This is a genomic window from Sinobaca sp. TMA16-18 (genome assembly GCF_059510535.1).
Window position 1 is genome coordinate 53,148 of record NZ_JCAKFM010000004.1, and the last position, 17,386, is coordinate 70,533.

At 45.2% G+C, this 17,386-nt stretch carries 16 protein-coding genes and 1 pseudogene; 8 read left to right on the forward strand and 9 right to left on the reverse strand.

The window, feature by feature from the left end; all coding sequences use genetic code 11:
* A complete protein-coding gene (msrA, locus tag AC5W14_RS08670; RefSeq protein ID WP_496194139.1) occupies nucleotides 1–1,128 on the reverse strand; it encodes a peptide-methionine (S)-S-oxide reductase MsrA in 1,128 nt (375 codons plus the stop codon).
* Between the two features lie 258 nt (nucleotides 1,129–1,386).
* Here msrA and treP point away from each other — a divergent pair, with 258 nt between their 5' ends.
* From treP to AC5W14_RS08690, 4 genes are all read left to right on the forward strand, one after another.
* Nucleotides 1,387–2,805, forward strand: a complete 1,419-nt coding sequence (gene treP / locus AC5W14_RS08675) for a PTS system trehalose-specific EIIBC component (RefSeq protein WP_496194140.1) — start codon at nucleotides 1,387–1,389, stop codon at nucleotides 2,803–2,805.
* Nucleotides 2,806–2,912: 107 nt separating this feature from the next.
* On the forward strand, nucleotides 2,913–4,598 hold the full coding sequence (gene treC, locus AC5W14_RS08680; protein ID WP_496194141.1) for an alpha,alpha-phosphotrehalase: 1,686 nt from the start codon (nucleotides 2,913–2,915) through the stop codon (nucleotides 4,596–4,598).
* A 17-nt stretch (nucleotides 4,599–4,615) separates the two neighbouring features.
* Entirely contained in the window at nucleotides 4,616–5,329 is a 714-nt protein-coding gene (gene treR / locus AC5W14_RS08685; protein ID WP_496194142.1) for a trehalose operon repressor, read from the forward strand.
* Between the two features lie 115 nt (nucleotides 5,330–5,444).
* On the forward strand, nucleotides 5,445–6,404 hold the full coding sequence (locus tag AC5W14_RS08690) for a PD-(D/E)XK nuclease family protein (RefSeq protein WP_496194143.1): 960 nt from the start codon (nucleotides 5,445–5,447) through the stop codon (nucleotides 6,402–6,404).
* A 39-nt stretch (nucleotides 6,405–6,443) separates the two neighbouring features.
* Here the strand turns inward: AC5W14_RS08690 and manA are convergent, their stop codons facing one another.
* A complete protein-coding gene (gene manA / locus AC5W14_RS08695; protein ID WP_496060420.1) occupies nucleotides 6,444–7,412 on the reverse strand; it encodes a mannose-6-phosphate isomerase, class I in 969 nt (322 codons plus the stop codon).
* 117 nt (nucleotides 7,413–7,529) lie between these two features.
* Between manA and AC5W14_RS08700 the strand changes: the two genes are divergently transcribed.
* Nucleotides 7,530–7,967, forward strand: coding sequence for a DUF6884 domain-containing protein (locus tag AC5W14_RS08700; RefSeq protein ID WP_496194144.1), 438 nt, complete (start codon nucleotides 7,530–7,532; stop codon nucleotides 7,965–7,967).
* On the opposite strand, the gene AC5W14_RS08705 is transcribed toward AC5W14_RS08700, so the two are convergent.
* Both AC5W14_RS08705 and AC5W14_RS08710 read right to left on the reverse strand, forming a co-directional pair.
* Nucleotides 7,964–8,515, reverse strand: a complete 552-nt coding sequence (locus AC5W14_RS08705; RefSeq protein ID WP_496194145.1) for a cysteine hydrolase family protein — start codon at nucleotides 8,513–8,515, stop codon at nucleotides 7,964–7,966. The two genes, AC5W14_RS08700 and AC5W14_RS08705, sit on opposite strands and share 4 nt — an antisense overlap.
* Before the next feature lie 13 nt (nucleotides 8,516–8,528).
* Nucleotides 8,529–9,287, reverse strand: a complete 759-nt coding sequence (locus AC5W14_RS08710; protein WP_496060417.1) for an SDR family NAD(P)-dependent oxidoreductase — start codon at nucleotides 9,285–9,287, stop codon at nucleotides 8,529–8,531.
* A 197-nt stretch (nucleotides 9,288–9,484) separates the two neighbouring features.
* On the opposite strand from AC5W14_RS08710, the gene ytvI reads away from it, so the two are divergent.
* The 3 genes from ytvI (at nucleotide 9,485) to AC5W14_RS08725 (ending at nucleotide 12,360) form a co-directional block, all read left to right on the forward strand.
* On the forward strand, nucleotides 9,485–10,585 hold the full coding sequence (ytvI, locus tag AC5W14_RS08715) for a sporulation integral membrane protein YtvI (RefSeq protein ID WP_496194146.1): 1,101 nt from the start codon (nucleotides 9,485–9,487) through the stop codon (nucleotides 10,583–10,585).
* 73 nt (nucleotides 10,586–10,658) lie between these two features.
* Nucleotides 10,659–11,435, forward strand: a complete 777-nt coding sequence (locus tag AC5W14_RS08720) for an SDR family oxidoreductase (protein ID WP_496194147.1) — start codon at nucleotides 10,659–10,661, stop codon at nucleotides 11,433–11,435.
* A 28-nt stretch (nucleotides 11,436–11,463) separates the two neighbouring features.
* Nucleotides 11,464–12,360: an aldo/keto reductase gene (locus AC5W14_RS08725; protein WP_496060414.1), complete on the forward strand. Its 897-nt coding sequence runs from the start codon at nucleotides 11,464–11,466 to the stop codon at nucleotides 12,358–12,360.
* A 43-nt stretch (nucleotides 12,361–12,403) separates the two neighbouring features.
* On the opposite strand, the pseudogene AC5W14_RS08730 reads toward AC5W14_RS08725, so the two are convergent.
* From AC5W14_RS08730 to AC5W14_RS08750, 5 genes and pseudogenes are all read right to left on the reverse strand, one after another.
* A pseudogene (locus AC5W14_RS08730) lies at nucleotides 12,404–13,222 on the reverse strand (SDR family oxidoreductase); the annotation flags it as partial.
* Between the two features lie 174 nt (nucleotides 13,223–13,396).
* Nucleotides 13,397–13,522 (reverse strand): hypothetical protein, encoded by a 126-nt coding sequence (locus AC5W14_RS08735; protein WP_496194148.1) that lies wholly within the window; start codon nucleotides 13,520–13,522, stop codon nucleotides 13,397–13,399.
* A gap of 298 nt (nucleotides 13,523–13,820) precedes the next feature.
* Complete coding sequence (locus tag AC5W14_RS08740) at nucleotides 13,821–15,014, reverse strand: MFS transporter (RefSeq protein ID WP_496060411.1); 1,194 nt, start codon at nucleotides 15,012–15,014, stop codon at nucleotides 13,821–13,823.
* Nucleotides 15,015–15,081: 67 nt separating this feature from the next.
* Nucleotides 15,082–15,978, reverse strand: coding sequence for an ROK family protein (locus tag AC5W14_RS08745; RefSeq protein ID WP_496060410.1), 897 nt, complete (start codon nucleotides 15,976–15,978; stop codon nucleotides 15,082–15,084).
* A gap of 25 nt (nucleotides 15,979–16,003) precedes the next feature.
* Nucleotides 16,004–17,377, reverse strand: coding sequence for a hypothetical protein (locus tag AC5W14_RS08750; RefSeq protein WP_496194149.1), 1,374 nt, complete (start codon nucleotides 17,375–17,377; stop codon nucleotides 16,004–16,006).
* Between the last annotated feature and the right edge of the window lie 9 nt (nucleotides 17,378–17,386).

Here is a 17,386-nt window from a genome sequence, read left to right on the forward strand (position 1 = left end):
TTAGTTAAAGTCAGCCACATAGGCTTCGTATTCGGTTCCTTCCAGTTCGTCCACCGGAATAAATTCCATCGCAGCTGAATTCATGCAGTATCTGAGACCGGTTGGTTCAGGGCCATCCTGAAAGACGTGCCCTAAATGCGAATCGGCATGTTTACTGCGCACTTCCACGCTTGTACCGAAAATACCGCTGTCTTCTTCATACGTAATGTTTGTCAGTTCAAGCGGCCTCGTAAAACTCGGCCAGCCTGTGCCGGAATCATACTGGTCCTGCGAGCTGAATAAAGGCTCTCCCGACACAATATCCACGTATATTCCTTCTTCTGTATTGTCATGGTAGATGTTATCGTAAGCTGGTTCCGTGCCATCTTCCTGCGTTACTTCATACTGCATGCTGTCTAATGATGCCACCACCGACTCTTTATCTTCCAACTTATATAGAGAGCCCGAACTTACCTCATACTCTTTGTCATCCCCCCATACTTCATTCAAATAGGCATCGCGGCCGGAGTTGGCCCGGTAAAATTCATACCTTCCTTCGTTTTTCTTATAATAATCCTGATGGTATTCCTCTGCTTCATAAAATGTATCGTATTCTTCAATCGAAGTAACAATCTCTCCGTCAAACCTGCCGGATTCATCCATTTCCATTAAAGACGATTCCGCAGCCTGCCTTTGCGCTTCATCATGGTAAAATACTGCCGATAAATAAGGCTCACCTTTATCTACAAACTGTCCTTCGTCATCGGTCGGGTCAATCTGGCGCCAGAAAATCTGCAGAAGGTCTTCATAGCTGATCTGCTCCGGATCATATGTTATCTGCACCGCTTCCTGATGGCTTGTCTGCTTACCCGCTACTTCTTCATAAGTTGGGTTTTCTTCTACGCCTCCAGTGTATCCGGAAATGACGCTGACAACACCAGGCTGTGACTCAAAAGGCGGCTCCATGCACCAGAAACAGCCCCCCGCAAATGTAGCCTGCTCCAGCCCTTCTAAATCTCCCTGCACTTCCGTCTGTTCGGTGGCAAGTACTTCTTCATATTCAGAATCTGTAAATGATTGATACACAAACCAGGCGCCTGCCAGTAAAATTACTGCCGTTATGCTAACAAGCCATCTTTTTTTGTTCACTTTTATCCCCCCGTATCAGATCTCTGCTTTTATTATAACGAAAAGTAACAAGCTTTAAAATCATTACAGCTTTTAATTCTCTGCTGTAAAAAGCATACGTAAATAATCTCTGATTAGTTCATACTATTTATTTTTAATTACTGATTGACTAATTTGTATATACAAGCTAATATAATTGTAAGCGCATTACTTGTATATACAAGCTATTGCAATTTTTATTTTTCATAAAAAATGAGAACGTTTACCAGGAGGGATCTTATGGCTAAAGTAACAAAAAAATCCGTAGAAGAAATTGTTTCAGCGGTAGGCGGCGCAGACAATATTCAATCTGTTACCCATTGTGTGACGAGGCTTCGATTTATTCTTCATGATGAAGCGAAAGTCGATCAGGAGACGCTCGAAAACATTGATATTGTAAGAGGCTCATTTTCATCAAGCGGCCAGTATCAGGTCATTATCGGCCAGGGGGCGGTAGAAAAAGCCTACGCATTTCTACAGGAAATCACCGGCAAAGAAGGTACTTCCAAGGAGGAAGTAAAAGAACAGGCAGGGAAAAAACAAAATGCTTTTCAGCGTTTTATCCGCATGCTCGCAGACATATTCATCCCTATTCTTCCAGCCATCGTAACCGCGGGTCTTCTGCTGGGGATTAACAATATTCTCACAGGACCGGGAATCTTCTTTGATGAACAATCCATCATCGATGTGTATCCTCAGTGGTCAGGCATAGCCGCAATGATCAGCGTCATCGCCAGTGCAGCTTTCGTGTTTCTGCCGGCATTAATCGGCTGGTCTGCGGTAACGAAGTTCGGAGGCAGCCCGCTGCTGGGTATTGTGCTCGGATTGATTCTCGTACACCCAGACCTGCTTAGCGCTTATGCTTATGCAGACGCAAGCGCAGCCGGTGAAGTGCCGGTTTGGAATTTATTTGGACTTGATGTAGAAAGTATTGGTTACCAGGGCCAGGTTCTTCCTGTGTTATTAGCATCCTACGTTCTTGCTAAAATAGAGATTTACTTAAGAAAACGGGTACCGGATGTTATTTCCATGCTCGTCGTAGCACCGGGTGCTCTTCTCATTACCGGTCTGCTGGCTTTTATTATCATTGGCCCTGTGACATTCGCCATTGGTAACGCCATTACAGATTTCTTTGTGGCAACGTTCGATTCATTCGCGCTGCTCGGCGGTCTATTATACGGCCTCCTGTATGCGCCGATGGTTGTAACCGGTCTTCATCATACGTTTTTAGCTGTTGACCTTCAGCTGATTGGATCTACCGGAGGTACCTTCCTGTGGCCGATCCTGGCATTATCCAATATCGCCCAGGGTGCTGCAGCGTTTGCCATGATTCTTGCTACAAAAGATAAGAATCTCCGCGGACTTGCAAGTTCGTCCGGCATCTCTGCATTTCTCGGCGTAACAGAGCCTGCGTTATTCGGGGTTAACCTGCGCTTTCGCTTTCCGTTTGTCTGTGCCATTATAGGCTCTGCCATGGCATCGATGTTTATTACAGTAAACGGAGTCCTTGCCACTTCAATCGGGGTTGGAGGTATTCCCGGCGTCTTCTCGATTTTCCCGGAAGACTGGATTCCTTTTATTATCGGCATGGTCATAGCAATTGTCGTTCCGTTCGTTCTTACTATTACGTACGCTAAAGTGAAAAAAGTAGAAGTATAATCGTCTGCCGAACAGACTCATAAAAAAACAAAACTGGAGCATTTCCCTTATTTATACTAAAGTAAATAGGGGAAATGCTTATTATTACAGCAAAGGTGGGTTTCAAGATGGCAGATTGGTGGAAAAAATCAACGGTTTACCAAATATATCCAAAAAGCTTCAATGATACGCAGGGTAATGGACTTGGAGATATACAAGGTATTATCGAAAAACTGGATTATCTAAGAGATCTGGGTGTAGATATTCTATGGCTCACCCCTATTTATGAATCACCCCAAAAAGATAACGGCTACGACATCAGCGATTATTATTCCATTTATTCAGAGTATGGAACGATGGCTGATTTTGACCGCCTTCTCCACGAAGCACGGCGCAGGGATTTAAAAATCATTATGGACATTGTGGTTAATCATATCTCCACTGACTCTAAATGGTTTCAGGAAGCCCAGTCATCGAAAGATAATAAATACCGCGATTACTTCATCTGGAAAGATCCCGTTAATGGAGAAGCCCCAAACAACTGGAAATCAAAGTTCGGCGGCTCCGCCTGGGAATATGATGAAGCCTCCGGACAGTATTACCTTCACCTTTTTGATAAAACTCAGGCTGATTTAAACTGGGAAAATGAAAATCTGCGTGAAGATATTTACCGGATGATGAATTACTGGTTCCAAAAAGGAGTCGACGGCTTCCGTCTTGACGTGATTAATTTAATTTCAAAGGATCAGTCTTTCCCGAGCGACGATGGTTCTGTACCACCCGGCGACGGGAGGAAATTTTATACGGACGGACCGCGCGTGCATGAATATATGAGAGAAATGAATGAACACGTATTTTCTAAATACAACAGCGTCACGGTAGGCGAAATGTCTTCCACAACGATTGACCACTGCATCAAATATACGAATCCGGAACGTCGTGAGCTTGATATGACATTTAACTTTCACCATTTAAAAGTAGACTATCCCAACGGGGAAAAGTGGAAGCTTGCACCGTTTGACTTTTTGGAGCTGAAACGGATTTTGTCCACCTGGCAGAAACGCATGAATGAAGGCAGCGGCTGGAATGCTTTATTCTGGTGTAACCACGATCAGCCGCGGATTGTCAGCAGATACGGAGATGACGGCACCTACCGAATCGAATCCGCCAAAATGCTTGCAGCCACTATCCACATGCTTCAAGGCACTCCTTATGTGTACCAGGGAGAAGAATTCGGCATGACCAACCCTGGTTTCAACCGCATTGAAGATTACCGCGATGTGGAAACACTTAATGTGTACGAAGAGCTTCTTACTTCCGGCCTGACAAAAGATGAAGCATTAACGATCATTAAAGAACGCTCCCGTGATAATTCCCGTACGCCTGTGCAGTGGAATGCTTCAGAACACGCAGGCTTTACAAACGGTACACCATGGCTCTTCCCTGCTTCCAACTATAAAGAAATTAATGCGGAGCAGGCGGTCGCTGATGAGAACTCCATTTTCTATTTTTACCAGGCGCTCATTAAGCTTCGAAAAAAGTATGACATTATTACAGAAGGCGACTTTACGCTGCTTTTGAAAGAAGACCCGTCCATTTTTGCTTATGTGCGATCGACGGAAAATGAAAAACTCGTTGTTGTTAACAATTTTTACGGTACCGAAACGAAGGCGCTATGGAGTACAGAGGAGAAAGAACACTTGAAAGGCAGTGCAGAACTGCTTTTATCCAACTACAAAGATAGTGCAGCCGTACCTGATAACATATCGCTTCGTCCTTATGAAACAGCGATATACAGGATAATAAATGAATAAGACGAGCTGGTGATAGCATGAAAAATAAATACATTCTTATTTACGATGAGCTGGCTAAAGAAATCAGCAGCGGAGTATATCAGGCTCAGGAACTTCTCCCTTCTGAATCCGAACTGACCGAAAAATACAGCGTTTCAAGAGAAACCATCCGCAAAGCGTTAAAGTTATTATCAGAACACGGCTATATTCAGCGGATTCAGGGCAAAGGATCTGTGGTGCTGGAAATAGACAAAGTAAACTTTCCTATTTCCGGTCTTGTAAGCTTTAAGGAGCTTGCCGATAAGCTGGGGCAGAGAGCCTCTACCTCTGTCATGAAGTTTGAAACGATTCTTCCTACTCCTTTTCTTGAAAAAACGCTGGATATTGATTCAGAGGAACCGCTCTGGAACATTTCCAGAGTAAGGGAAATTGACGGGGAACGAATTATCCTGGACAAAGATGTCATTCTTAAACGGACGGCTCCTGCACTCACAAAAAAAATCTGTGCCTCTTCTATTTATGAATATTTGGAAGATACGCTGGCGCTTACGATCAGTTTCGCTAAAAAAGAAATCACTGTCGAAGAGCCTACAAAAGAAGATCGGGATCTGCTGGACCTGGATGGCTTTTCCACGATTGTCGTCGTTAGAAACTATGTTTATCTCGATAATGCCCTGCTTTTTCAATATACCGAATCAAGGCATCGTACCGACAAATTTCGTTTTGTTGATTTCGCAAGACGGAACAGATAATAGTTCAGGACCCTGTTAAATGGGTCCTGTTTTTTGTTCAGACGTGCTGCGCCCTTTCAAAAGGTGAAATATACGCCTATCCTGTGATACGATAGGAAGGAAAGCAGGTGAACATATGTTTGAAATTAAGCCTTATCCTGAATTTTCCTGGTCTCTTTCCAGACACAAGACACTGCTGAACTGTGCAAGGCAGTATGCCCACCAATACTACTCGGCTCACAACGGCTGGCTCCGTCAGGCGGAAGAGTCGCAGAAGCATGCGTACCGGCTGAAAAATATTACGAACCTGGAAATGTTTTTCGGCTCGCTCGTGCATGATAAAGTTGAACATATAATCAATGAGTTCTATAAAGGAAATCCTCCTGCAGATGAAGAAACGTTAAAAAAAGAAATACGCAGTGAGCTCAACAACGGGTTTCTCGAAGCGGTTAACGAAAAAGAAATATGGTGGAACCGTCCTAAGAGAGGGACGATGTTTCATGAAATATACTACGGGGAAGCACCGGTGCTTCCTAAAGAAAAAATCGAAAAAATAAAACAGCGCCTGGAACTGGCATTTGCTCATTTTTTTACAAGCAAAACGTATCGGGAAATAAATGAACACAAAGAGTCGGTTCATTTCATGGAGGCGGAACAGTTCAGGACCATTCAGCTGAACGGGGAAAAAGTCTACGTCGTTCTTGACTTTCTTTATCATCATAAAGAAACGGATGTATGGACAATCGTGGACTGGAAAACCGGGAAAAAGTCAGCAGAGGATCCTCACCAGCTCGCATTATATGTGCTGTACATTCTGGAAAATTACCCGGTCCCGGACATTGACCATATTGTTATCCGCAATGAATATCTGCTGGAAGGCACGCACGAAGAGCATGTATTAACGAATGAAGTGCTCGAAGAAGTCCAGCAGTTAATGAAAACAAGCGTCATCCAAATGAAAAGTTACCTGGAAGACCCTTCCTTAAACAAACCGCTCCCTGTTGAGCAGTTTCCGCAGACAACAGAGTATCAGCGGGCCTGTACGCGCTGCAATTTCCATGAACTCTGCTTTCCCGGAAAAGTTCTTTTTAAATAGGATCAAATAAACAGCCGGATTTTCGTCCGGCTGTTTTTCTTACAGCAGCGGTTCAGGGCTGCTGACAATCATCTCTCCCCTGCCTTGAAGTACCACATTTTTGAGGGTCGCAGGCAGAATAAAATGATCTCCTTTTTCTGCTTTAACTGTCTTTTCCGCTGTTTTTATATCCACATGTCCTTCAGTCACGCTTACCAGCTGATAACTTGAGGCAAAATCAGGCTCGTATGCTCCATTTACCCGGAGGTGAAGCACAGAGAAGAATGGAGACGACACGAGCTGTTCCACTTCAGCCTTATCTGTCTGCACGACTTTCTTTCGTTCCGGCTGCGTGTTTTCGTGAGGCGTTTTTGTTACATAGATTGATTTTTCTGTATGAAGCTCTCTTTTGCTGCCATCCGGATTCTGCCGGTCATAATCATACACCCGGTACGTCGTGTCCGAACTCTGCTGGGTTTCCAGAATAAGCGTTCCTCTGCCGATGGCGTGAATGGTCCCACTCGGCACATAGAAAAAATCACCTTTTTGAATAGGGACTTTATGCAATAGACGCTCCCATGCACTCATCTTCATATATTCACTTAATTCTTTCTTTGTTTCGGCATGGTGGCCGAGAACGAGTTCTGCCCCTTCCTCTGCTTCAAGGACATACCAGCATTCTGTTTTCCCGTAAGCTTCTCCCCGTTCAAGCTCCTGCGCCTCGGTGTCATCGGGATGAACCTGAACGGAAAGATCTTCCGCCGCATCCAGTATTTTTACTAGTAAAGGAAATGTTTCTTCTTTAGGATGCCCGAATAATTCCGGGTTCTCCGACCAGAGGCCGGAAAGTCTGCTTCCTTGAAGCGGGCCGTTTTTAACATAACTTTCTCCGTTAGGGTGGGCGGAAATCCCCCAGCACTCCCCTGTTTTATTTGATGGGATATTATACCCGAATTTGGTGTGAAGCTGTTCCCCTCCCCAAATACGTTCCTGAAAAACCGGTTCCAGAAAAATCGGTTCATTATACATAGGTGCCTCCTTTTGTCTGCTGCTGTATTATGTACTTATTCATTGTAAAAAAATTCGGAAGAAAAGAAAAGCCGAAACCAGGCTTTCGGGCTCTGGTTTCAGCATGGAGGTCATACTATGAAAAAAATTGCTGTGATTCCGTGCGGCAAAAAGAAAATATGGGATATCGATCCAAAGGCAGGTCCTGTTTACGCAAAAGAAGCCTACCAGGGAGCCCTCCATAAAAAATGCGCGCGATACGCCCGCTTTCATCATCTGTATCCTGTTATTCTTTCAGCTAAATACGGCTTTCTGCAGCCTGAAGATATAGTGCCGGGTAATTATGATACCGGATTTCAGCATCATACCGGCGTCATTAGTGATGCTGCTCTCGTCTCGCAGTGGCACATGAAAGGTTTTTCCAGAGCAGATACTATCGTCGTGCTGACCGGCAAAAAACATCAGCGTGTCCTGAATCGGGTCGTTGACACACCACACGAGTGGGGATTTCCCTTATCCGATGCCCGCGGTATTGGCGAGATGCTTCAAATACTGGATCGATCGGTACAGCGTTAACGCTGTACGTCAGCTCCGAGCGTGTTTTTAAAGTGGCTCAAAGCCCATTCATGGCCGGTTTTATTAAAGCTTGCGACATGCGCCTGGTCCACTTGAATACGAAACCCTTCGTTATAGGCGTCCACTCCAGTATGGAGAATGCAGATATCGGTACATACGCCTGCCAGCGCAACCGTATGAATGTCTTTTTGGCGGAGCAGCAGACCGAGCGGGGTTCCGGCGAACGCACTGTATCTGGTTTTGTCCAGCCAGTGCACGTCCGGTCTGTCTTTAATCGATTCATACAACCTTTTCACTTCCCCGAACAATTCCCGGCCCTGCCCCCCTCTTATATTGTGAGGGGGGAACAGCTCGGCTTCCGGATGATCCGGTTCTTCTTTTTCATGAAGGTCTACAGCAAAGAAGATTTCCTCTCCTCGTTTCACTGCCTCCTGTATCCGTTCAACGACCGCCCCTTCAATTTCACGTCCGGGAGCGCCGCACGTTAACGCTCCGTTTTCTGCTACAAAATCGTTCGTATAATCAACAACCAGCAGTGCTTTAGACATAGCCGCCTCCTTTTTATAACCTCATAGCCCCGTCAATACGGATAATTTCCCCATTCAGCATAGGGTTGCTGATGATATGCTGGACCAGGCTTCCGTATTCTGTAGACTTTCCAATCCGGTTCGGAAAAGGAACTTTTTCTCCCAGGCGTTCCAATGCTTCTTTCGGAAGCGGATCATAAAGAATCGTTTCGAATACGCCGGGGGCGATAGTCATCACTCTTACTCCGTACCTTGCCATTTCCCGGGCGGCCGGAAGCGTCATGCCGGCGACTCCGCTTTTCGAAGCGCTGTAGGCAACTTGTCCAATACGGCCTTCCAGTCCTGCGATAGAGGCTGTATTTATAATAACGCCCCGCTCTTTATCTTCATTAGGCTCATTATGGCGCAGCTTGTCTGCTGCGAGCCTCATCATATTGAATGTGCCTACTAAATTAACTTCGACGACTTTTTTAAAATGATCAAGCGAATGAACGCTTTTCTTGTTTAGTATTTTTTCTGCTACTCCAATTCCAGCTGCATTTACAAGGCCATGAAAGCCGCCAAAGTAATCTGCGGTTTTTTCCAGGCTTTCCAATGAATCCTTTTCCGATGTTACATCCGTTTTTAGGAACAAGGCGTTCTCCCCCAGCTCTTCAGCCAGCTGTTTTCCTTTTTTACTATTTGTATCAATAATGGCCACTTTTGCACCGTGCTCCACCAACACTGTTGAAGCACCCCTGCCGAGGCCGGTAGCTCCCCCTGTTACGACAAACACATGATCTTTAATATCCATTTGTATCCCTGCTCTCTATGTAGTATCCATACTATATGCATCTTCTCCTTTAATATTGGCTGTTTATATGAAAATACCTTTTAAATAAAAGAATAATTTTTAAAAACGTAAAAGAAGGGAACGTGTTATTTAGCGGCAATTGAGCTAAAATAAGAATATCTACACATAAAAGTCAGGATAAGGCAGGTGAACAGGCTATGAAAAAACAAACAGCTTGGATGATTATCCGTCTGCTGCTAGTAATGGGAACAGTTGCTACGGTTCTGTGGGCGACGGCCTTTATTTTTTCTCTTACTTATCCATTTTGGATTGCTGCTTTTTTTGCCTGGATTCTTAAGCCATTATCTACATTTCTGCAGACAAAGCTGCGCTTTCCCGCCGGTATCGCTGCAGTAACCACTCTATTGTTCGGCATCGCTTTCATAGGCGGCGTTATTACCGGCATTACATTTCTTGTTATTGATCCTATTCAGCGTTTCGCCGAGCGCGCACCTGCTATTATGGAAGATGCTTTTTATCAAATCCAGGATTTTCTGGACACCACTATTCTGCCATTTTGGCAGCGTATCAGCGGAATTGCAGATGGGATCGGTGGAGCAGGCGGCGGCCTGCCTGAAATTGGAGCGGAACTCGGCGCCGGTCTCAGCCGCCTTGCTCAAAGCGCCGGTGATACTGCTACACAGCTTGCTTTAAGCATCCCTACTTTCCTGGTGGCATTTCTGTTTGTACTTATTGCTATATATTTTATTGGGAAAGACTGGGGACGAATGTCAGACGGGATTCGAAAAGCTCTTCCTGACCAAATTGTTCTGAAAATGAAAGAATTTTATAAAGCGATGTGGGTTCGGGTCTTTGGCTATATAAAAGCCCAGCTTATTTTAATGTGCATCACAGGAATTATCGTATTTATCGGCCTTCTTGTACTACAGGTGGATAATGCCGTTCTGCTTGCCCTTATTATCGGGCTGGCTGAATTTCTTCCCTATCTGGGTACCGGTACTATTCTCATCCCGTGGGGTGTGTACTTGATTATTACCGGTAATTTTGGTCTTGGCATCAGCTTAATCATTTTATACGTGATCATTCTTGTGGTCCGCCAGGCTGTTGAGCCGAAAGTTCTCTCCTCCAGCATGAATCTCAACCCTATCGCTGTTCTCGTGTCTTTATTTGCAGGACTTCAGCTGTTCGGTGCTTTAGGGTTTATTATCGGCCCTGTTATTCTCGTGATTATCGTAATCTGTATTGATATTGGCGTCTTTAAAGCGCTGAATCGTTTTATCAGGGAAGGATTTGTATAAGAGAATTGTTTTTAGGGGCACAGAGAAGGGTATTGGAAGAAAACGACTATAAGTAGAAGCGGAGAGAATACAAATGGGACTATTGTCAAATAAAATTGCTGTTGTAACAGGGGCAGCTTCAGGTATCGGGCAGGCTACTGCCATTAAATTCGCACAAGAAGGAGCAAAAGTAGCGCTTATTGATCTGCAGGATACCCAGGAAACAAAGCGTTTAATAGAAGAGGCCGGCTCAGAAGCCCTCTGTTTTGAAACAGATGTTTCCGACCCCGGGCAGATGGAGGAAAGTTTTTCGGCAGCTGCAAAAGAATGGGGCCGCATTGATGTAGTCCTTGCCAATGCAGGAATGAATGGTACTGTAGCCCCGATTGAGGACATGGAGCCGCACAAATGGGACAAAACCATTGAAACCAACCTGCGCAGTACATTCTTATCCGTGAAATACGCGATTCCCCATATGAAAGAACATGGCGGCAGTATTATTATTACCAGTTCTGTGAACGGAAACCGCACTTTTTCCAATATGGGCATGACTGCGTATTCTTCTTCCAAAGCAGGACAAATGGCATTCGGCAAGATGGCCGCGCTCGAGCTTGCCGGTTATAAAATACGTGTTAATATCATGTGTCCGGGCTATGTGGAAACCAACATATTTGACCGTACGTATACAGAAGGCATCGAAAAAATTGAACTTCCTGTAAAAACAGAAATGGATGAATCTGCGGATACATTGTTAAACCAGCCTGCGAAAGCAGAAAAAGCCGCTGATTTAGTATTATTTTTAGCTTCGGAAAATTCTTCCCACATCTCCGGATCTGAAATCTATCTGGACGGCGCACAATCTTTAATGTAATTCAAATAACAAAGGACTGATTTATTCTATGGAGTTAACAAATAATGAAATTACAGCCATTCAAAACCAGGTACAGAATCATACCATTACTCTTCCGGACGGAACGGTCCTTCCAAGTCTCGGTCAGGGTACATGGCATATGGGCGATGACCCTGAACGTGAGGCGGACGAGATACAAGCGCTTCAGCTCGGATTACAGCTTGGCCTCCGCGTGATTGATACGGCGGAAATGTATGGAGATGGCCGTGCTGAAAAAGTGACGGCAAAAGCGCTGAAACATTCCCGGGAAGATGCTTTTCTTGTTTCTAAAGTTCTTCCTTTCAATGCCGGCAGAAAGCACCTGCAGGCCTCTTTGGAAAAAAGCCTCTCCAGGCTGCAGACCGATCACCTGGATCTTTACCTGCTTCATTGGCGGGGGAGGGTTCCTTTGCAGGCAACTGTAGAGGAGATGGAAAAAATGAAAGCTCAAGGTTTGATTAAACGCTGGGGCGTATCAAATTTTGATACTGCAGATATGCAGGAGCTCAATCAAGTCACCGGCGGGCAGGCATGTGCGGTGAACCAGGTGTTGTATCACCTCGGCTCCCGCGGCATCGAATACAGCCTGCTGCCCTGGATGAAAGAGCGTGCGATTCCTGCTATGGCTTACTGCCCGCTTGCACAGGGCGGAAACCTCCGCCGTCAGCTGTTAACCAATCCTTCTGTAAAGAAAGTCGCTGCCTCTCACCAGGTTACAGAGCTGCAGATTTTACTTGCATGGAGCATCCGCTCCGGGCATGTGCTTAGTATTCCTAAAGCCGGCAGACAAGAACATGTTCTGCAGAACGCCCGGGCAGCCGGCATTAACCTGACAGAGGAAGACATAGTGGCGCTGGACAGCGCCTTCCCTGCCCCATCCCGTAAAGAACCACTGGATATTGTATAAAAACAGGCCCGCGCTTTTTAAAAAGCACGGGCCTTCTTTTTTCTTCTGTCGTTTCTTTCCAACCTTTTTCAAACAGCATTTTGCCGGGCCATGTATAGGCTGTTAATCCTCCGTCGCCTGTAATTGTTTCTCCGGTTACAAACGAGCTGTCTTTTGAAGCTAAAAATAAAGCGATAGTCGCCATTTCTCTTGGATCACCAAGCCGGCCCATAGGTGTCACCCATTTCTGAGCTTCCCGGAAAGCTTTTCCGCCTTCCTCATTTTCTGTACCTGCCAGTTCCGATACTAATGGCGTTTCTATCGTACCGGGAGCAATTGCATTTGCTCTGATTCCTTGACGCCCGTAATCAATGGCAATGGCTTTTGTTAGATTAGTAACGCCGCCTTTAGCTGCATTATAGCCGGAACGATCCAGATCAGCGGCTGAACCGGACATGGACGAGTTATTTATAATAGATCCTCCCTTTTCCAGCATAAGCGGAATAATATATTTACTCATCAAAAAGGTACCGCGCAGGTCCACGTTGATAATCTCATCAAACAGCTCCACTGGATACTCGTGCAGCTTTCCACCTTCCCGGTCGATGCCGGCGTTATTAAACAGCACGTCAACTGTTATATACTGCTTTTTTACTTTTTCCGCGAATTCGATTACCTCTTTATCTTTAGACACATCCAGCGCATATGCCCGGGCTCTGCCTCCAGCCTGCTGTATTTCTTCAGTCAGTTCTTTGACCTGATCTTCGTTCTTATCGGCACACAGCACTTCTGCTCCTTCTTCTGCGAATAATACCGCCGTAGCACGACCAATACCCGTAGCCGCTCCGGTAATAACTGCTGTATAATTTTCCAGTCGTTTCATAATGTATACCCTCTTTTCTGTGGATTGCGTATGCTCTTTATTCATACCACTATCCACGGATTATAAACATGTCACTGCAGCTGTAATCGCTTACTATCAGGGGTTTTATACTTTTTTGTATATTATCAATAAAACCGGCATGAAGTGCTCTGCCATAAAGAATAAGCTCTTTTTTTAAGATGGGAAAATGGGAATACCAAACACAAAATGAAGAACAGCAAACACAATAATAATGAAAAGAACACTTCCTATAATCATATAAAGCGCTTCTTTTCCCTCACGGTAATCCTGCTTTGCCATGAGCCTCCCTCTTCCTTTCCTCCGCTTCAATCTATGCGTTCACTATTAAAAAAAGAGCCTTTACCCCGGCTATCAGGTAAAGGCTCTTATCTTTCATAGAAAAAGGGCTTTACCTGGATTAACAGGCAAAGGTCTCGCAAACAACATAATGCTGCCAGTCAGGCCGGCGGCACCTCAGCGCCACGTAATGACGACATAACTGTAAGCTACTCCCCTTTGGTATGACAAACATAGATTGTTAGATAATAATAGGCAAAAATCTACTTTCTGTCAATAACTAAATGGACGATTTTGGATCTTAAGAAGAAACAGCATTTTTTTCATATGCTCTTACTTTCCACATAGCAGCCATCCCTAGAATCGGTCCTATGCTAAGAATAGCAAACACCCACTCCCACCCCATCCACGTCTGAAAAATCGGAATCAGATTAATGGAAATAACCGATATTAAAAATCCGATGCACATTTGAAAGGTTAATGCAGTCCCCGTATATTCCGGCTCAGCAAAATCGGAAACAGCGGCGGAGAACTGGGCGGAATCAGCTATGACCGAAGCGCCCCAGATGACTGCCAGTATAATAGTGAGCCAGACAGCAGAACCAAATGTCCAGCCAATGCTTATCGCGCAGGCAGCGCTTATCCCCATCGCTGCAATAGTAAGTAAGGATCTTCCTATTTTATCTGCAAGTAAGCCCCCTGCTATGCATCCCACCGCCCCGGCCGCTCCAATAGCTGTAAAAGCAGCGGCGATGCTCCATTCATCCGGAACAGCAGACTGGGCAAAGCTTGCAGCCAGAAAGGCAGGCAGCCATGTCCACATGCCGTACAGTTCCCACATATGACCAAAATAGCCGTAGTTGGCCAGCATAACCGGCCGGTTTTTTATTACGTTGGATAAAAGCCTGATTGAAAAAACAGAAGGATTCGGTTTCACCGGTGCTTCCCCTAACGCTGCATACATCAATACGGCAGCCGTAAACGCCAGTGTCGAACTTAGAATCAGTACCATCCCGGCATCAGCACCGGCTGTAAATAAAAATAGGGCATGCGGAAGAGAGGTACCGAGGGTCAAAGCCGCAATCAAAATACCAATAGCTAAGCCGCGCTGCTTTGGAAACCATAAAGAAATCAGTTTCACCGCCGGCGGATATACGCCGGCAAGAGCCGCGCCGGTAAGCATTCGTAAAAGCAGGCCGATAAAAATCGTATCCGTAAATAAAAGCAGTATATTCAATATACCTCCTGCCAGCGCAGACAGGGCAAATAGTTTTCTTGTATTAAAACGGTCGGCCAGGCCAAGCAGAGCGCTGACAAAAGCTCCGGCTACAAACCCAACCGGGACGGCTGCAGAAAGCCAGCCCTCCATTAACGGGGTCAGCCCCCACCGCTCTCTTAAATCTTCTGCAATCACTGAAGCACTAAACCATAGACTTAAGGAAAAGAAAACAGACACAGAAATAATAAGTAAAGCGTACCACCGGTTTTTTTTCACCGCTGCTCCTCCTTCCGGTACGAATCAGGCAAAAATGAAACACCTTGTCTGCACAAGGTGCCCGGATTCACCCTAAACGTTCAGCAGAGGAAAGAAGACCGGCTCCAATCACGCCTGCGTTTCCTTCTAATTCTGCCTGTACCACCAGACACCTGCCTTTTAAACTTTTATACAAATACTCATTTATTCTTTGTTCCAGAACCTCTACAAGAAATGGATTGTACTGGATGACTCCTCCTCCAAGCACGATAAGCTCCGGATTTATCGTTAAATAAATATTGGCTATCCCGACCGCCTGGTATTCAATAATGGGATTCAGTGCCTGTACTGCTTCTTTATCGTTTTTCCAGTACGCCTCAAATAGTTCTCCGGCATGGCTCTTCTCCCCATAGAGTTCTATAGCTTTTTCCTTCAGAGCTGTGCCCGAAGCCGCCTGCTCCCAGGTTCTATCCTTCGGGGAAGGATGCTCTGTACGCCCCATTCTCATAAAGCCTACTTCTCCGGCAGCACCGAGCGCCCCGGAAAGAAGTGAATTGCCGATAATAATACCAGCACCAATGCCGGTGCTGATGGTAACGTATATCATACTGTCTGCCTGTCTCCCTGCGCCAAGTTCATGTTCAGCAAGCGCTGCAGCATTTGCATCATTATCGAGCGTAACAGACAGACCTGTTGCGTTTTCCAATTCTTTTTTAAACGAAAAACCATGCCATCCCGGAAGATTCGGCGGATCCAGAATCGTTCCACTCCAAGGATCAAGCGGCCCGGGAGCCCCGCATCCAATCGTTTGAGCCTGATGGTCTCCAAAAGAATCTATCATTTCCTTTATTTTCTTTATACCTTCTTCGGCTGTACCCGGAGTAGTACTGGATTCCATCTGCTTTATTATTTTCTTATCTTCGATAAGGGCGGTACGAAGACTCGTACCTCCCAGGTCGATGCCAATTTGATATGTGCGGGTCATATACAGCTGTCCTTTCTACACTATATTACAGCAGTAAATATGCTATAAGCGTTCCCATTCCTCCATATAACAGAGCAAATGGCATATTTCGATAGGTGATTTTATAAGGGTTCTGCATCGTGTTCTGCGCAGTCATCGTTACTGTTATTCCAAACGTACCCACAGTAGCTGTCGCCAACCCGCCGGTAATTAATACGATCCCAATACTTAATGGGTTCATCGTTTCATAAAGAGGCGGCAGGATCTCCATAAGAATGCCTATCGTGGCGATTGGATGGACACCGACCATTGATAACCCTAAGTACGTAAACTGGATCAGCAGCAGGATCGCAAGTGGAAAGCCCGAGGCGGCTTCAAAAGGAGTCTGCATCAACGTCAGTACAGGCGTTTCATTTAAGCTGCTTGAAAACAGTCCCAAAGCAAGAAACAACACAACAAAATTCTGCATGTTCGTTGTTCTCTGTTTCCACATCGACCAGCCGACGATACGGAATGTGCGCCATCTCCGAATCACAAAGGCCCAGCAGACAGAAAATGGAATCAGTACAAGAGTTACAGTTAATATGAAGTTAAACCCTGTCCAATTGCCGATTAATAGAACAGCCAGCAGAAACACAGACAGCGCAGCAAACAATTCAATAATTTTAAAAATCAGCGTTTTCCAGTTAATTGATTCATTCATTACTTTCTGATTGGCCGGCGTGTAAGGATGTTTCCTGAATTCCATCCGCCCCCACAGCATTTCAATTCCCAGAACCAGAAGGGAGCAAAGCAAAAGCCAGGGAAGGTAGGCTACGTACCCTACACCTGTTGCATCAATTGTAATCGCAACCATAATTTCCATCGGACTCCAGGCAAGAGCTATTGCGAATGCCCGCAGTGTCGTTCTGCTGACGAAAGACTCTCTTAGCTTTTTCGACACAGCTGACAAATTATCCTGCAGAACCTGCTGGGAAAAAGGGAGCGCTGACAAGTTAATAAAACAGACAAGCAGGTAAGAGGTAAGCGAGCTTCTTGCGTACAGCTTTCCCAGGTCATCTACATCTGCTCTTAAAAGCTGGCTGATCTTTCTGTCGAATCTTCCTGCATGGACGACACTGTTCATCCACGGCAGCACAGCCAGGAAAGCCAGCAGCTGCATGTTCGATGTTAAAAAAATAGGAATTTGGGCAGCACTTTCTCCACTAACGACAAATAAAATTATACCTGCGCTGATAAAAAAAGTTCCCAGAATTTTAAACAGCCTCGAAGCAGCCGCAAACGATATAATAAATACCGGTATCGCTATAATGCCTGCTGTATAAAGCAGGATGTTATGATCAAGAAATATGTTTACGAGATAAATCCCAAGCATCAGGGTATAAATAATATATCGATTTTCATTAACTAAAGCTTTCATTCATAACGT

Bases quoted from the DNA above. Each gene is read 5' to 3' on its own strand.
- treP (WP_496194140.1), top strand. From the start codon at position 1,387: ATGGCTAAAGTAACAAAAAAATCCGTAGAAGAAATTGTTTCAGCGGTA.
- treC (WP_496194141.1), top strand. From the start codon at position 2,913: ATGGCAGATTGGTGGAAAAAATCAACGGTTTACCAAATATATCCAAAA.
- treR (WP_496194142.1), top strand. From the start codon at position 4,616: ATGAAAAATAAATACATTCTTATTTACGATGAGCTGGCTAAAGAAATC.
- AC5W14_RS08690 (WP_496194143.1), top strand. From the start codon at position 5,445: ATGTTTGAAATTAAGCCTTATCCTGAATTTTCCTGGTCTCTTTCCAGA.
- manA (WP_496060420.1), bottom strand. From the start codon at position 7,412: ATGTATAATGAACCGATTTTTCTGGAACCGGTTTTTCAGGAACGTATT.
- AC5W14_RS08700 (WP_496194144.1), top strand. From the start codon at position 7,530: ATGAAAAAAATTGCTGTGATTCCGTGCGGCAAAAAGAAAATATGGGAT.
- AC5W14_RS08705 (WP_496194145.1), bottom strand. From the start codon at position 8,515: ATGTCTAAAGCACTGCTGGTTGTTGATTATACGAACGATTTTGTAGCA.
- AC5W14_RS08710 (WP_496060417.1), bottom strand. From the start codon at position 9,287: ATGGATATTAAAGATCATGTGTTTGTCGTAACAGGGGGAGCTACCGGC.
- ytvI (WP_496194146.1), top strand. From the start codon at position 9,485: ATGAAAAAACAAACAGCTTGGATGATTATCCGTCTGCTGCTAGTAATG.
- AC5W14_RS08720 (WP_496194147.1), top strand. From the start codon at position 10,659: ATGGGACTATTGTCAAATAAAATTGCTGTTGTAACAGGGGCAGCTTCA.
- AC5W14_RS08725 (WP_496060414.1), top strand. From the start codon at position 11,464: ATGGAGTTAACAAATAATGAAATTACAGCCATTCAAAACCAGGTACAG.
- AC5W14_RS08735 (WP_496194148.1), bottom strand. From the start codon at position 13,522: ATGGCAAAGCAGGATTACCGTGAGGGAAAAGAAGCGCTTTATATGATT.
- AC5W14_RS08745 (WP_496060410.1), bottom strand. From the start codon at position 15,978: ATGACCCGCACATATCAAATTGGCATCGACCTGGGAGGTACGAGTCTT.
- AC5W14_RS08750 (WP_496194149.1), bottom strand. From the start codon at position 17,377: ATGAAAGCTTTAGTTAATGAAAATCGATATATTATTTATACCCTGATG.